The 14,575-nt window shown below is 73.7% G+C and carries 11 protein-coding genes; 5 read left to right on the forward strand and 6 right to left on the reverse strand.

Annotated features, from left to right (window positions below):
- Positions 1–4 precede the first annotated feature (4 nt).
- The 4 genes from ACF09K_RS17875 to ACF09K_RS17890 all read left to right on the forward strand — a co-directional run bounded on the left by ACF09K_RS17875 (position 5) and on the right by ACF09K_RS17890 (position 6,662).
- Positions 5–952, forward strand: a complete 948-nt coding sequence (locus tag ACF09K_RS17875) for a carbohydrate ABC transporter permease (protein WP_392244583.1) — start codon at positions 5–7, stop codon at positions 950–952.
- A 95-nt stretch (positions 953–1,047) separates the two neighbouring features.
- Entirely contained in the window at positions 1,048–2,385 is a 1,338-nt protein-coding gene (locus ACF09K_RS17880; protein ID WP_392244585.1) for an ABC transporter substrate-binding protein, read from the forward strand.
- Positions 2,386–2,458: 73 nt separating this feature from the next.
- Positions 2,459–4,501, forward strand: a complete 2,043-nt coding sequence (locus ACF09K_RS17885) for a beta-galactosidase (protein ID WP_392244587.1) — start codon at positions 2,459–2,461, stop codon at positions 4,499–4,501.
- A 127-nt stretch (positions 4,502–4,628) separates the two neighbouring features.
- Positions 4,629–6,662, forward strand: coding sequence for an RICIN domain-containing protein (locus ACF09K_RS17890; RefSeq protein ID WP_392244589.1), 2,034 nt, complete (start codon positions 4,629–4,631; stop codon positions 6,660–6,662).
- A gap of 254 nt (positions 6,663–6,916) precedes the next feature.
- Here the strand turns inward: ACF09K_RS17890 and ACF09K_RS17895 are convergent, their stop codons facing one another.
- The 6 genes from ACF09K_RS17895 to ACF09K_RS17920 form a co-directional block, all read right to left on the reverse strand.
- Entirely contained in the window at positions 6,917–8,464 is a 1,548-nt protein-coding gene (locus tag ACF09K_RS17895) for a CHAD domain-containing protein (RefSeq protein WP_392244591.1), read from the reverse strand.
- 28 nt (positions 8,465–8,492) lie between these two features.
- On the reverse strand, positions 8,493–9,431 hold the full coding sequence (locus tag ACF09K_RS17900) for an STM4011 family radical SAM protein (RefSeq protein ID WP_392244592.1): 939 nt from the start codon (positions 9,429–9,431) through the stop codon (positions 8,493–8,495).
- Between the two features lie 9 nt (positions 9,432–9,440).
- On the reverse strand, positions 9,441–10,838 hold the full coding sequence (locus ACF09K_RS17905; protein WP_392244594.1) for an STM4012 family radical SAM protein: 1,398 nt from the start codon (positions 10,836–10,838) through the stop codon (positions 9,441–9,443).
- The gene (locus tag ACF09K_RS17910) at positions 10,835–11,662 is read right to left on the reverse strand and encodes an STM4013/SEN3800 family hydrolase (protein WP_392245081.1); all 828 of its coding nucleotides are present in this window, start codon (positions 11,660–11,662) and stop codon (positions 10,835–10,837) included. Before ACF09K_RS17910 ends, ACF09K_RS17905 begins: the two co-directional genes overlap by 4 nt.
- Before the next feature lie 154 nt (positions 11,663–11,816).
- Entirely contained in the window at positions 11,817–12,953 is a 1,137-nt protein-coding gene (locus ACF09K_RS17915) for an STM4014 family protein (protein ID WP_392244596.1), read from the reverse strand.
- A gap of 106 nt (positions 12,954–13,059) precedes the next feature.
- On the reverse strand, positions 13,060–14,019 hold the full coding sequence (locus ACF09K_RS17920; RefSeq protein WP_392244597.1) for an STM4015 family protein: 960 nt from the start codon (positions 14,017–14,019) through the stop codon (positions 13,060–13,062).
- Between the two features lie 218 nt (positions 14,020–14,237).
- Between ACF09K_RS17920 and ACF09K_RS17925 the strand changes: the two genes are divergently transcribed.
- The gene (locus ACF09K_RS17925; protein WP_382795304.1) at positions 14,238–14,564 is read left to right on the forward strand and encodes a hypothetical protein; all 327 of its coding nucleotides are present in this window, start codon (positions 14,238–14,240) and stop codon (positions 14,562–14,564) included.
- The last annotated feature ends 11 nt before the right edge of the window (positions 14,565–14,575 follow it).

Raw genomic sequence — 14,575 nt, forward strand, 5'->3', positions numbered from 1 at the left:
CCCGATGAGCAGCCCTCTCACCACCGCCTCCCCGGACGCACCCGTCAAGACCTCCGGTCCCGGCCGTAACACGCCCCGCCTGCGCAAGCCGCGCCGGCACTCCCCCGACAAGCCCAAGCGCAGCGTGCTGCTGACGGTGCTGACCTCGCTGATCGTCGTCTACACCGTCGTGCCGCTGATCTGGCTGGCCATCAACGCCACCAAGACGCAGGCGGGTCTGGCCGACTCGTCCGGGATGTGGTTCGCCGACGACTTCGCGCTGTGGGACAACATCCGCGACACGTTCACCTACCACGACGGCGTGTTCGGGCGCTGGCTGCTGAACACCCTGATGTACGTGGTGCTGGGCGCAGGCGGGGCCACCCTCCTCGCGGTCCTCGGCGGCTACGCGCTGGCGAAGTTCGACTTCCCCGGCAAGCGCGGCATCTTCGCCACGGTCATCGGCGCGGTGGCGGTCCCCGGCACGGCCCTCGCGGTCCCCACCTTCCTGATGTTCAGCAAGATGGGCCTGACCGACACCCCGTGGGCGGTGATCATCCCCTCGCTGGTCTCGCCGTTCGGCCTGTACCTGATGTGGGTGTTCGCCACCGAGGCCATCCCCACCGAACTCCTCGAGGCGGCCCGCATCGACGGGGCCGGCGAGGCGCGGACCTTCTTCACCGTCGCCCTGCCGCTGCTCGCCCCCGGCATCGTGACCGTGCTGCTGTTCACCACGGTCGCCACCTGGAACAACTACTTCCTGCCGCTGATCATGCTCAAGGACGCGGACTGGTACCCGCTGACGCTCGGTCTGAGCGCCTGGAACTCCCAGGCGGAGACCGTCGGCGGCGAGGTCATCTTCAACCTGGTGATCACCGGTTCGCTGCTCACCATCCTGCCGCTCATCGCCGCGTTCCTGCTGCTCCAGAAGTACTGGCAGTCGGGTCTCGCCGCGGGCAGCGTCAAGGAGTGACCCGGCGGCTCCCCGGCCGCCCCCCAAGCCCCACATCACGCACCACCACCCTCACCCTCACCCCGTCCCACCCACGAAGAAGTGGAAGCACCCTCATGCGCAGAAACACCAGCCGCCTGCTGCGCGGCATCGCCCTCCTGTCGGCCGTGGCCATGGGCGCCACCGCCTGCGGCGGCTCGGACGACGACTCCGCCGAGAAGGCGGTCTCCGCCTCGGACGTGCAGGCGGCCCTGAAGAAGGGCGGCACCGTGACGGTGTGGTCCTGGGAGCCCACGCTGAAGACGGTCGCCGCCGACTTCGAGAAGAAGTACCCGAAGGTCAAGATCAACCTCGTCAGCGAGCGGTCGGGCGACAAGCACTACACCGCGCTGTCGAACGCGATCTCGGCCGAGAAGGGCGTCCCGGACGTCGCGCAGGTCGAGTACTTCGCGGTGAACCAGTACGCCCTCGGCAAGGGCCTCACCGACCTGGCCCCCTTCGGCGCCGACAAGCTGGCGTCCAAGTACACGCCCGGCCCGTGGAACGCCGTGAGCGAGGACAAGGCGGTCTACGGCCTGCCGATGGACTCCGGCCCGATGGCGATGTTCTACAACAAGAAGATCTTCGACAAGTACAAGATCGCCGTCCCGACCACCTGGGACGAGTACGTCGACGCCGCGCGCAAGCTGCACAAGGCCGACCCCAAGGTCTTCATCGCCAACGACACCGGCGACGCCGGCTTCACCACCAGCATGCTGTGGCAGGCCGGTTCGCGTCCGTACAAGGTCGACGGCACCAACGTGAAGATCGACTTCAGCGACGCGAAGGCCGCGAAGTACGCGGAGACCTGGCAGAAGCTCATCGACGAGAAGCTCCTCGCCCCAGTGACCGGCTGGACCGACGACTGGTACAAGGGCCTGGGCGACGGCAGCATCGCCACCCTGACCACCGGCGCCTGGATGCCCGCCAACTTCGTCACCGGCGTGCCGAACGCGGCCGGCCAGTGGCGCGCGGCCCCGATGCCGGCCTGGACCAAGGGCGACAAGGCCAGCGCGGAGAACGGCGGCAGCTCGCTGACCCTGCCCTCGCTCGGCAAGAACAAGGAACTCGCCTACGCCTTCGTGGAGTACGCGAACTCCGGTGACGGCGTCCAGACCCGCGTCAAGCAGGGTGCCTTCCCCGCCACCAAGGCGGAGCTGGAGTCCCCCGCGTTCCAGAGCACCAAGTTCGACTACCTCGGCGGCCAGGAGGCGAACAAGATCTTCGCCGAGTCCGCCGCGAACGTCGCCAGCGACTGGTCGTACCTGCCGTTCCAGCAGTACGCCCACTCGATCTTCAACGACACGGTCGGCAAGGCCTACGTCTCGAACACCAAGCTCGTGGACGGTCTGAAGGCCTGGCAGGACGCCTCGGTGAAGTACGCCGAGGAGCAGGGCTTCACCGTCGAGAAGTAGGACAGCACCGGACGAAGGGCGGCGCGGACGCGTTCCGCGCCGCCCCCGTGCACCACACCCCGGAAGGACCGCCATGATCTCCACCCTCCACTCCCGCCGCCGCGGAGCGGACGGTGACCCCGCCCCCCGACTGGCCTACGGCGCCGACTACAACCCCGAGCAGTGGCCACGGGACGTGTGGGAGGAGGACGTCCGGCTGATGCGCGAGGCCGGCGTCACCGTGGTGTCCGTGGCGATCTTCTCCTGGGCCCGGATCCAGCCCACCCACGACACCTGGGACTTCGCCTGGCTCGACGAGGTCATGGACCTCCTGCACGCCCATGACATCGGTGTCGACCTGGCCACCGCGACCGCCTCCCCGCCGCCGTGGCTGACCACCGCCCACCCGGAGATCCTGCCGGTGACGGCGGACGGCGCGACGGTGTGGCCGGGCGCCCGCCAGCACTGGCGTCCCACCTCCCCCGTCTTCCGCGAGCACGCCCTGCGGCTGGTGCGGAAGCTGGCGGACCGCTACAAGGACCACCCCGCGCTGGTGGCCTGGCACATCTCCAACGAGCTGGGCTGCCACAACGTCTACGACTACTCCGACGACGCGGCCCGCGCCTTCCGCGGCTGGCTGCGCGCCCGCTACGGCACGCTGGAGGCCCTCAACCACGCGTGGGGCACGGCGTTCTGGTCGCAGCGCTACAGCGACTGGGAGCAGATCCTGCCGCCGCGGCTGGCCGCCTCGCACCCCAACCCGACGCAGCAGCTGGACTTCAAGCGCTTCTCCTCGGACGCGCTGAAGGACTACCTGCGCGCCGAGCGGGAGATCCTGCGCGAGATCACCCCCGACGTGCCGGCCACCACGAACTTCATGGTGATGGGCAACACCAAGGGCATGGACTACGCGGACTGGGCCGACGAGATCGACTTCGTCTCCAACGACCACTACGTCCACCCCGGCCCGCAGGACCGCGACGAGCTGTCCTTCTCCGCGAACCTGACGAGCGGCATCGCCGCCGGGCGGCCCTGGTTCCTGATGGAGCACTCCACCAGTGCCGTGAACTGGCAGCCGGTCAACGTGGCCAAGCGGCCCGGCGAGCTCGCCCGCGACGCGCTGCTGCACGTGGCGCACGGCGCGGACGCGGTCTGCTACTTCCAGTGGCGGCAGTCGGCGGCCGGCGCCGAGAAGTACCACTCGGCGATGGTCCCGCACGCCGGCGCCGACAGCGACCTGTTCCGCGCGGTGACCGCGCTCGGCGCCACCCTGAAGACCCTCGCGCCGGTCGCCGGGACCGAGCGGGAGGCCGCCCGGGTCGGCATCCTGTACGACTGGCAGTCGTGGTGGGCCAGCGAGCAGGACTCGCACCCCACCGCCCTGCTCGACTACCGGCAGGAGGCGCTCGACTGGTACTCGGCGCTGCTCGCCCTCGGCGTCCGCGCCGACCTCGTCACCACCCGCTCCGACCTCTCCCGCCACGAGGTGCTGATCGCCCCGGTGCTGCACGTGGTCCCCGCCGAGCTGGCCAAGGAGCTGACCCGGTACGCCGAGCGGGGCGGTCACCTGATCACCACGTACTTCTCCGGTGTCGTCGACGAGAACGACCACGTCTGGCTGGGCGGCTACCCCGGCGCCCTGCGCGAGCTGCTCGGCATCCGCGTGGAGGAGTTCGGGCCGCTGCTGGCCGGCGAGAGCGTCGAGCTGGACGACGGGACCACGGGCACCCTGTGGACCGACCGGATCAGCGTCGCCGACGCCGACACGCAGGTCCTGGCCGGCTACCGCACCGGCGCGCAGGCCGGACGGCCCGCCGTCACCCGCCGCGCCACCGGCGAGGGCTCGGCCGCCTACGTCTCCACCCGCCTCGGCGTCGACGGCCTGACGGCGCTGCTGCCGCGGCTGCTGGAGCCGGCCGGGGTCGTCAGCGAGCTTCCGGCGGAGGCCCGCGGCCGGGTCGAACTGACCGTCCGGCGCGGGGACGCGGAACGCTTCCTGTTCCTGGTCAACCGCACCGACGACACGGTGCCCGTGCCCGGGCTGGACGGGGATGTCCTGGTCGGCACGGGCGGCACCGGCGGCGCCCTGGTCCTCGGGCCGCGCGAGGTCGCCGTACTGCGCCGGCCCGTCGGCTGAGACGGGCGCCCCACCCCCGCACGACTCCTCGGCGCGGCACGTACGCGTGCCGCGCCGAGGGCCATGCCCTCCCGCCCCTCCGGCGGGAGGGACCCATGCAGCGACCGCACCGCAGTTGGGAGAACAGATGGCACGCCGTACGCGCAACAGACGGACCCTCGGGGCCGCCGCACTGACCGCCCTGGCCACGGGGGCCGCCCTGCTCGCCGTTCCGGCGCGGGCCGAGGCCGCCGCGGCCGTCACCGTGACGCCGGACCCGTCGTACCGGCAGGAGAAGTTCGAGGGGTGGGGCACCAGCCTCGTCTGGTTCGCCAACGCGACCGGCGACTACCCGGCGGAGATACGCGAGAAGCTCGCGAGGCTCCTCTTCGACGACGACGGGCTGGCGCTCAACATCGCCCGGTACAACATCGGCGGCGGCAACGCCCCTGACGTCCGGGACTACCTGCGGGCCGGCGGCGCCGTCGAGGGCTGGTGGAAGGCGCCCGCGGGGACCACGCGCACGGACACCGACTGGTGGAGCGCAGACGACCCGGCCGACTGGAACGAGGACGCCGACGCCACCCAGCGCTGGTGGGTGGACCGGATCAAGAACGACGTGGACCACTGGGAGACGTTCAGCAACTCCCCGCCGTGGTTCATGACCGTCAGCGGCTACGTCTCCGGCGGGTTCGACGCCGGCGCCGAGCAGCTCAGGCCGGACGCGGTCGACGACTTCGCCGCCTACCTCGCGGGCGCGACGAAGCGGCTGGAGAAGGCCGAGGGCATCAAGGTCGACACGGTCGACCCGTTCAACGAGCCGAACACCAACTACTGGGGCACCCGTCTCGGCGCGGACGGCCGGCCGGTCGGCGGCCGTCAGGAGGGCGCGCACATCGGCCCCGCGGTCCAGCAGCAGGTCCTCGCCGCCCTGGCGCCGGCGCTGAGGAAGGCCAAGGTCAAGGCCGGCATCTCGGCGATGGACGAGACCAACCCGGGCCTGTTCGCCACGAACTGGAACTCCTACTCGCAGGCCTCCCGCGACCTCGTCGACCGGATGAACGTCCACACCTACGGCACCGGGCAGCGCACCACCGTGCGGGACCTGGCCAAGGCGGCGGACAAGCCGCTGTGGATGAGCGAGGTCGAGGGCGACTGGGGCGACGGCCAGAGCTTCACCGACATGCGCCCCGGTCTCGGGCTCGCCCAGCAGATCGTGAACGACCTGCGCGAACTGGAGCCCAAGGCCTGGGTGTTCTGGCAGCCGGTCGAGGACCTCGACAACATGAGGCCGGGCGGTGAGTCCGCGAAGGGCGGCAACTGGGGCAGCATCCAGCTCCCGTTCAGCTGCACCTCGAAGGACACGCTGGAGTCCTGCCCGATCCGCACCAACACCAAGTTCGACACCGCGCGCAACTTCACGCACTTCATCAAGCCCGGCGACCGGCTGATCAAGGTGGACGACACCTCCAGCGCAGCCGCCGTCACCGCGGACGGCAAGGGCGCCTCGCTCGTCCACGTCAACAGCACGGCCGAGGCCCGCACGGTCACCGTCGACCTGTCGAAGTTCCGCAAGGTCGGCGAGGACGCCACCGTCACGCCGGTGGTCACCAGCGCCGACGGCAAGCTGCGGCCGCAGGCGCCGATCGCGGTCACGGACGGCCGGGCCACCTTCACCGTGCCCGCGCAGTCGGTGACCTCCTTCGCCGTCGAGGGCGTCTCCGGCGTCGCCAAGGACGCCCCGCTGATCCGCAAGGGCCGCACCTACACGCTCACCGGTGTGCAGAGCGGCAAGGCGGTCACCGTCGCCGCGAACGGCACCGGTCTGGTCCTCGGCACCGGCGACGGCACCGTCGCCCAGCAGTGGCGGCTCGACGCCCGGTACGGCGAGACCGGCGCCCGCCAGCGCTACGTGTTCGCCGACCCGGCCGAGGGCAAGCGGCTCGCGGTCCGCGACGACGTGCCCGTGGTGGAGCCCGACACCGGGGAGCGCGACCCCGCCACCGAGTGGGTCATGTCGACCACCGGTGACGGCACCTGGACCCTGGTGAACCCCGCCACCGGCCGGGTCCTGGAGGTCGGCGGCCAGGCGACCCACGAGGGCGCCGCCGTCACGACCTGGCCGCCCAACTCCGGCTCCAACCAGCGCTGGAGGGTGACGGACGTGACCGACGCGCCGTAACCGGCCGTACCCGGGACCGGTCCGGCGGATCATGCCCCGGGCGCGGGGTCCGGCAACGGGGTCCGGCACGTCGTCCCCCGGCGGAGGGCGAGCCGGACGCACCGGACCCCCCTCGCCCCGGCTGCGGGGCGACGCCGGTCTCCTCCGAGGTGACCGGCCGGACGGACCCCGGCCCGACGGGCCGCGCCCGCACTGTGTCGTCGGCGGTGCGGGCGCGGCCCGTCGGGTGTGCCGGGTGCGGGGCGCCGCAAGCGCTACGCCCCGTGCCTGCCGGCGCGCTCGGCCGCCCGCCACAGCTCCGGCAGCTCCCGTTCCCGGTCGGCGGCCCCGGCCTGCTCCCGGCCGTACAGCAGTCCCCAGGTGAATCCGGGTTCACCGGCCCGGTGGGCGGCCACGGCCTGGCGGCGCAGGGTCTCGCGGGCCACGACGCTGTCGTGGTGGTCGCCGAGCGCCTGCTGCACGGCCTTGACGCGCTTGCCGAGGCGTTTCGCGGTGCCGCCCAGGGCCGGCCGGGCCGCCTCGGCCGCGTACCGGACCCGCTTGGCCGCCTTGCGGGCCTGGTGGAGGGCGGAGTCGCGCTCCGGACCCGCGGGCGTGCGCAGGGCGCGCTCGACGCGGCGGGCGAGGCGGTCGTGCTCCTTGCCGAGCGCCCCGGGCAGGGCCCTGGCCGGCTTGCGGGCGGCCTTCGGGCGCAGCGGCGGGTGGCCGGCCAGCCGGTCCAGTGCCTCCAGGAGGGCCGTGTAGCGGGGCGAGGACAGCGCCGCGAGGGTGCGGTCGCGGGCCTCGGCCGAGCGGGCGACGTCCCAGGCCTGGAGGCGGGCGGAGACGGGGCCGAGGACCAGTTCGCCGGGGAGCGCGTCGACGCCGCCGCGCAGCCGTTCCAGCAGTACCTCCTGGTCGCGTTCGGCGCCCAGTTCACCGCCGAGCCACTTCAGTTCGGCGCGCAGCGGCTCCGTGACCGCGCGGTCGAGGAGCGGCCGGTAGGAGCGCAGGCCGCTGCGCAGCCGGCGGCAGGCGACGCGCATCCGGTGCACCGAGTCCGGCAGGCCGCGCCGTACGGCCGGGTCGAGGTCGACGATCGCGCGGACCTGCCGCGTGAGGTAGGCGAGCACGTGCTCGCCGGCGGTGCCGGGGGTGCCGGAGGGCGGCCGCGGGGCGGGCGGCGCGCCGGGCACGGTGTCGTTCAGGGCGCGGACCGCCTTGGACGGGGAGTCGGAGCGGGTGAAGCCCTCCTTGCGGAGCGCCTTCTCGACCCGCTTCAGGACGGTGGCGGCGGGTTCCTCGGCGACCGCCTCGACCTCCAGCTCCGTCCAGGACGTGCGGCCGCGGTCGCCGCGCAGCGAGTCGGCGCGGACCCGGTCGAGCGTCAGCTCGGCGAGGAGGCCGCCGTCGGCGTCGAGCAGTTCGCGCACGGTCCGGTCGGTGCGCAGGCGCAGCACCGGTTCGAGGCGGGCGCCGCGGGTCCGGGAGAGCACCAGGTCGCGCAGGCCCTCGGGGATGTCGTCCGGGTTGCCGTGGTCGTTCGTCCCGAGGGGGGCGCGGATCTCCTCGCGGGTGTCGCCGTCCAGCGGCAGCTTCAGGTGCCAGCCGGCGTCGGGGCCGCCCGTACGGCGGCGCAGCGTCGCGGAGGCACGCAGCAGGCGCAGGTCGGCGGTGTCGTAGTACACCGCGTCCAGGTCGCGGGTGCCCCCGTCGACGAGCGACCAGCCGGTGCCCGCGCCGGTCAGTGCGGACAGGGTCGGCAGGTCGCCCGGTGCCGGCACCTCGTACTTTCGTTCGGTCTCCCGCGTCGACTCGGTCATGCCTACCCGGTTGACACGATCCGCGGGCTCAAACCTCCCGCGGCCCCGCGGACACGGGGGCCCGCGGGCCGACGGGGGCCCGCGGGTGGCCGGGGATCCGCGGGCCGGCCGTGTGCCGGGAGGGCACCGTGGCCGGGACGCGCTCCAGCACGCCGCCCGCGAAGACGTCGTAGAGGGGCAGCGTCTCCAGGTGGACGTAGCCGATGTGGCAGTCGCAGACGGCCAGCGGGCAGGGGCGGGGGCGCAGGGCGGCCCGGTAGGAGCCGTCGTAGAGGTTGCCGAGGGGGGCGGGGACGAAGTGGCAGCGGCGGACCGTGCCCTCGCCGTCGACGGAGACCACGGAGTCGCCGGTGCGGCAGGGCAGGCCGGCGCTGGTGTGCGGGTGGCGGCTGTACGGGAACAGCGGGTCGAGGTCCGTCCACCGGGCGGCGTCGGCGTCGGTGTAGGTGTGGCCCTCCGCGGCGTTGATCCACAGGTAGACGTGGGCGGGGAGGTCGGCGCGCAGGCGGCGGGCCGCTTCGAGGTGGTCGGGCAGGCCGACGACGCCGACGCTGAAGCGGATGCCGCGCGCGGCGAGGTCGCGGCACTTGGCGAGGAAGCGGTCGTAGGGGGTCTGGCCCGGGTGGTAGGTGCACCACAGGGCGAGGGTGTCGGGGTCCGCGTCGGCGAGCCAGTCGGTGCGGCAGCTGAGGTTGGTCTGGACGGCGACCCGGCGGACGTGCGGGAGCCGGGACAGGCCGGCGAGGGTGCGCCGGTACCAGGAACGGACCAGGGCCTCGCCCCAGGGGGTGAACAGCAGGGAGAGGCGGTCCCCGGTCTGCCCCTCGGCCCACTCGGCGAAGCGTTCCAGGGCGGCGCGGTCGGCGCGCAGTTGCGCTCCGGTGTCGCGCCGCTTGGCGAACGGGCAGTAGGGGCAGTCGTAGTCGCAGGAGGCCAGGGGGCCGCGGTAGAGGAGTGTCAGGTCCACGGTGGCTGCTCACTTCCTCTCGTAGGCGGCCATGGCGGCCCGCACGGCCGGGGAGAACAGGGCCGGGCCGATCGCGTCGGAGTGGGCGAGGCCCTCCGGGGTGAGCCTGAGGACGGCCGGGTCGCCGGTCAGCCAGCCCCGGTCGGCGAGGCGTTCGAGGTCGGGGCCGAAGTCGTCGGCGGGGGCGGCTGCGAAGCGGGCCCGGTAGTCGTCGGTGCGCAGGCCGTCGGCCTGGAGGAGGGACTGCAGGAGGTGGCGGCGGCGCGCCTCGTGGCCGTCCATGACGTGGCCCACCTCGGCATGGGCGAAGTCGGTGGCGCGGACGTAGTCGTCGATGATCGCGCGGACCTCGTGCATGCCGACGGCGTAGTCGAAGGAGTAGTGCAGGCGGGCCGTGTAGGAGCGGGCGCCGCAGCCGAGTCCGATCATGCCGTCGGTCTGGCAGGCGTGGTCGTCCGGTCCCTGGGAGGGGGCGTCGGCGCGGCGGAACATGCGCATGGACCGCTGGGTGTAGCCGTGGGCGAGGAGGTGGTCGCGGCCGGCCCGGTACAGGCGCAGCCGCTGCTCGTCCCATTCCGGGTCGGGGCCGCCGCCGCGGCGGTCGAGGCCGGTGAGGGGGCGGACGTAGAGGGGGTAGAGGTACAGCTCCTCGGGGCGCCAGGCCAGGGCCGCGTCGAGGGAGCGGCGCCAGGTGTCCTCGGTCTGCCCGTCGATGCCGTAGATGAGGTCGATGTTGAGGACCGGTACGCGCGCGTCGCGGATCCGGCCGAGGGCGGCCTCGACGTCGGCGCGGCGCTGCGGGCGTACGGCGGCGCGGGCCTCGGCCTCGACGAAGCTCTGCACGCCGAGGCTGATCCGGGTGGCGCCGCGGCCGGCCAGGACGGCGAGCCGGTCGGCGGTGGCCGTGGCGGGCGAGGCCTCGACGGACAGGGGGACGGCGCGCAGGTCGGCGCCCATGCGGTGCTCGGCGATGTCGCAGAGGCGGTCCAGCTCGGCCGCGGTGAGGAAGGTGGGGGTGCCGCCGCCGAAGGCCGCGGTGGCGAAGCGCACCTCGTCGCCGTCCCCGAGCGCCTGCCGTACGGCGTCCGCCTGGCGTTCGAGCGCGTCGAGGTAGGCGCCGGTCAGACCGTCGGGGGCGCCGACGCGGGTGAAGAGGTTGCAGAAGCCGCAGCGGACCTCGCAGAACGGGATGTGCAGGTAGAGGGAGAGGGCGTCCTTGGGTTCGGCCGCCCACAGGGCGCCGAGCGCGGGGCGGTCGGGGAGGGCGCGGTAGGCCGTCTTGTGCGGGTAGGCGTAGACGTAGTGCTGGTAGGGGCTGGTGCGGGTGGTCGGCTCGGCGGTCGTCGGCTCGGCGGTGGCCTGCTCTGCGGTCGTCGGCTCGGCGGTGGTCTGCTCGGCGGTCGTCATCCGGTGGCCTCCGTCGGACGGGGTGCGGGGTCGAGGAAGAAGTGGGCGTAGGGCACGGTCCACACGGACTCGTGGCCCAGGCGGTGGCCGGTGTAGCCGTCGTCGCCGTAGGCGGTGCCGTGGTCGGAGCAGACGATCGCGAAGCAGCGGCGCCGGCTGCTCGCCGCCGCGAACAGCCGGCCGATGTGCCGGTCGACGTACTCCAGCGCGGCGGCGTGCGACGCGCGGGTGTCACCGGCCTCGCGGGTCGCGCCGGGCAGGTGGAACCAGTTCGGCTGGTGCAGCGCGGAGACGTTGACGAACAGGAACAGCCGCTGTTCGTGCGGGAGTTCGCGTACGACGCGCTCGGCGCGGGCCACCTGGTTCTCGAAGGAGCGGGGCGAGGTGACGCCGAACTCCGGTTCCCAGTGGGACTCGTGGAAGAGGCCGGGCAGCACCGAGCCCAGCGGACCCCGCTTGTTGAAGAATCCCACTCCTCCGACGCACACGGTGCGGTAGCCCGCCTCCGCCAGGCCGGACACGAGGTCGGGGGTGTCGAAGACGAAGGTCTTGTCGGCGGTGGTCTCGCTGCCCGCGAAGCTCGCCGCGAACAGGCGCGGGTGCGGTCCGGGAGCGGCCGGGGTGGGCAGGAAGCCGGCGAAGATCGCCTGGTGGGAGGCGTAGGTGAAGCTGCCGGGGGCGTGCCGCTCCTCCCAGCGGCCGCCGGGGAGGTGGCGGGCCAGGTGGGGCAGGCGGCCTGCGGCGGCCAGCTCGGCGGCGACGTCGTGGCGCAGGGTGTCGAGGGTGACGAGGAGGAGGTCGTGGCTGCCCACCACCTGGTTCATGTCCGGCTGGTGCACAGCCTGCCGGTGCACAGCCTGCTGGTCCGCGTCCGGCTCGTGCACGGTTTCCCTGTCGGTGTCCGGCCGGTTCGGGCCGGCACCCGGCTGGTTCTGGACGGTGTCGGGCCGGTTCGGGTCCGGCCGGTTCGGGTCCGGTTCACGCATGGGGTGTTCCTGTTCTGTGGCGGGCGGGCGCGCCGCTCAGGGCCGCGGCCACCTGGGTGGCGTAGGTGTCGAGGCCCTCCGCGCCGCTGCCGGGGAGGCCGGTGAGCCGGGGCAGCAGGTCGCCGAAGGCGTTCACCTCGCCGACGGCGGCTCTGCGCCAGTCGACGGCCGGCAGCAGGTCGACGCCCACGCAGAGGGTGCGGGGGAAGCAGGCGGCGGCCCGTTCGCACACGCCGAGCAGGTCGGACCAGCGGGCGCCCGCCGCCGTCACGGCCCGCCGGGCCGCCTCGAGGTCGCCGCGGCTGCCGCCGAGGTGGAGGTTGGTGAGGGGCGAGCGGCTGGTGCGCACCACCGCGTGGGTGGCGCGGCCGGCCACGACGACGACCCGCAGATCGGCGGCGCGGCCCCGCTGGGAGGCCTTCGGGAACCAGCGTTCCAGGTGCAGGCCGTCGGGGGCGAGCGCGTCGACGACGGCCGCGATCTCCCGCTCGTCCTGGTAGCGGCGGACCCGCAGAGAGTTGAACAGGCGCCCGTCGGAGGTGAGTTCCACCGAGGTGGTGGCCCTGATCCGGCCCGGTCCGCCCGTCTCCACGGCCAGCACGCCCGACGCGGACGAGCCGTGCGCGGGTTTGACGAACAGCCGCGGCATCCGGTGCTCCCGCATCAGCGCCCGTACGTCGTCCCAGCCGCGCACCGGGGCGGCCGCGGGGCCCGAGGTGGGCGAGGCCGGGACCGGCACGCCGGCGGCGGCGAGGACGGCGTGGCAGCGCCGTTTGTCGAACAGCACGGGGAGGTCGTCGGGGTCGTCGAGGCGGATGCCGCCGCGCAGGCCGGCGAGGGCGGCGGTGAAGCCGGCGTACCAGCGGGCCGAGCCCTCGACGCGGGTGGGGTCGGCGGTGCCGCGCAGCAGCCGGTCGACGTCCGCGTTCTCGCCCGGCGAGTCGATCCGGACGATCTCCTCGGGTCCGAACTCGGCCCCGCCGGCGCGCAGGACCTCCGCCCAGGCGACGACGCGCGGGGCGGGGAGGCCGGCCGCCCGCACGGCGTCCGCGAAGAGGGCGACCCGGCGGTTCTCGGGGTTGCCGACGACCGCGAAGCGGGGCCGCCGGTGGGGGGCCGGCCGCTGCATGACGTCCTCTCCTGGGATGTTCGGGGGCCTGCGCGGTGCGGGGGTTTCCGGGAGCGTGCCGAGGGGGGTGCTCGGGGACGCGCCGAGGGGGGTGTTCAGGGGCTGTTCACTCCCCCACGGCCACGTACCGCCACACCGTGCCGTCGTCGTCGTGGTCCTCGTCGGCGTCGTCGCGGTCGAGGTCCACCTCGACGCCCTCGGTCTCGACGGTCCGGCGGATCCGGTCCGTCAGGGCCTCGCTGAGGTAGTGGTGGTGGAGGTCGAGCTTCTTGAGGTGGGTGAGGGGCTGTCCGGCGAGGAGCGCGGCGCCGCCCTCGTCGGTGAGGACGCCCATGGACAGGTCCAGGACCTCCAGGCGGGCGACCACCGGCGCGGAGGCGACGGCCGCGGCGACGGCGTCCTGCATCTCGCTGTTGCGCAGGGCCAGGTGGCGCAGGCGCGGCAGGCGGGCGCCGGACAGGATCGGCTCCAGGTCGGCGGCCTCGCTGTCGCCGCCGTAGTCGGGGGTGCCCAGCCACAGGTCGAGGTGCTCCAGCGCGGGCAGGTCGCTGGCGCCGATGCCGCGCACGACCTCCGCGGGCAGGCCGCCGGACTCGATGGTGAGCCGGCGCAGGGAGTCGTGCCTCAGCGCCGGGAAGCGCAGGCCCGAGCCGCCGCGGATCCCGAACTCCTCCAGGTCGGGGTAGGCGGCGAGGAGGGGCGTCAGATCGGTCTGGTTGATCCAGGAGATCTCGCACTCCTCCATGACCATGTCCCCGACGAACAGGGCCCGCAGCGCGGGGAACCGCTCGCGGGCCGCCACCAGCGCCTCGACGACGGCGGTGGGATCGCTCTCGTACGCCTCCTGCCAGGCGCCGACGACCAGCGCGCGCACGCGGGTGGTGTCGACGGCGGCGCAGAAGCGGGCGAAGGCCTGCGTCCACTCCTCGTCGGCGTCGTACACGCCGCTGGTGACCCGCCAGGCGACGGCCTCCGCCTCGGGAAGGCCGTCGGTCGGCGCGTCGGGGCCCGGGAAGGTGTGGGCGGGCAGCCGGTACAGCGCGTCGAGGTGGTCACCGATGGTCATGCGGCTGCTCCTGGGGAGGAAGAAGGTGCGTTCCGTGGTGACCGCAGTTCTACCAACAGGCACTGACAGGACCGGTGGCGGGGCACGGTCCCGGGCGGGCACGGTCCCGGGCGGGCACGGTCCCGGGCGGGCACGGTCCCGGGCGTTGTCAGTGGGGGCGCCTACGGTCTGCGTCATGAGTCCGGCGCGTCCCGCGCCGGCGGGAGGGAGGGCCGTTCGTGTACCGGCAGGGAGACGTGCTGATCGTTCCGGTGGCGGAGGAGGCCGTGCCCGCGCACGTCGCCGCCGCGCCGAAGGAGCCGCGCGACCGGCGGGGCCGGCTGGTGCTGGCGCTGGGTGAGGTGACCGGGCACGCCCACGCGGTCGTCGGGCCGGGGGAACTGGTGCGGGAGCCGGGGCCGTTCGGCCCGCTGCTGCTGCATCTGCCGCAGGGCGGCCGGGTGGTGCACGAGGAACACGCGGTGATCCCGCTGCCCAAGGGGTGGTTCCGGGTGATCCGGCAGCGGGAGTACGTGCCGGGGTCCGTGCGGATCGTGGCGGACTGAGCGGGTGGGGA

It is taken from the genome of Streptomyces sp. NPDC014882 (assembly GCF_043081325.1).
Classification (GTDB): Bacteria; Actinomycetota; Actinomycetes; order Streptomycetales; family Streptomycetaceae; genus Streptomyces.

Coding starts and splice junctions, on each gene's coding strand:
- ACF09K_RS17920 (WP_392244597.1), bottom strand. CDS start 14,019: ATGACCATCGGTGACCACCTCGACGCGCTGTACCGGCTGCCCGCCCAC.
- ACF09K_RS17890 (WP_392244589.1), top strand. CDS start 4,629: ATGGCACGCCGTACGCGCAACAGACGGACCCTCGGGGCCGCCGCACTG.
- ACF09K_RS17875 (WP_392244583.1), top strand. CDS start 5: ATGAGCAGCCCTCTCACCACCGCCTCCCCGGACGCACCCGTCAAGACC.
- ACF09K_RS17880 (WP_392244585.1), top strand. CDS start 1,048: ATGCGCAGAAACACCAGCCGCCTGCTGCGCGGCATCGCCCTCCTGTCG.
- ACF09K_RS17915 (WP_392244596.1), bottom strand. CDS start 12,953: ATGCAGCGGCCGGCCCCCCACCGGCGGCCCCGCTTCGCGGTCGTCGGC.
- ACF09K_RS17905 (WP_392244594.1), bottom strand. CDS start 10,838: ATGACGACCGCCGAGCAGACCACCGCCGAGCCGACGACCGCAGAGCAG.
- ACF09K_RS17885 (WP_392244587.1), top strand. CDS start 2,459: ATGATCTCCACCCTCCACTCCCGCCGCCGCGGAGCGGACGGTGACCCC.
- ACF09K_RS17895 (WP_392244591.1), bottom strand. CDS start 8,464: ATGACCGAGTCGACGCGGGAGACCGAACGAAAGTACGAGGTGCCGGCA.
- ACF09K_RS17910 (WP_392245081.1), bottom strand. CDS start 11,662: ATGAACCAGGTGGTGGGCAGCCACGACCTCCTCCTCGTCACCCTCGAC.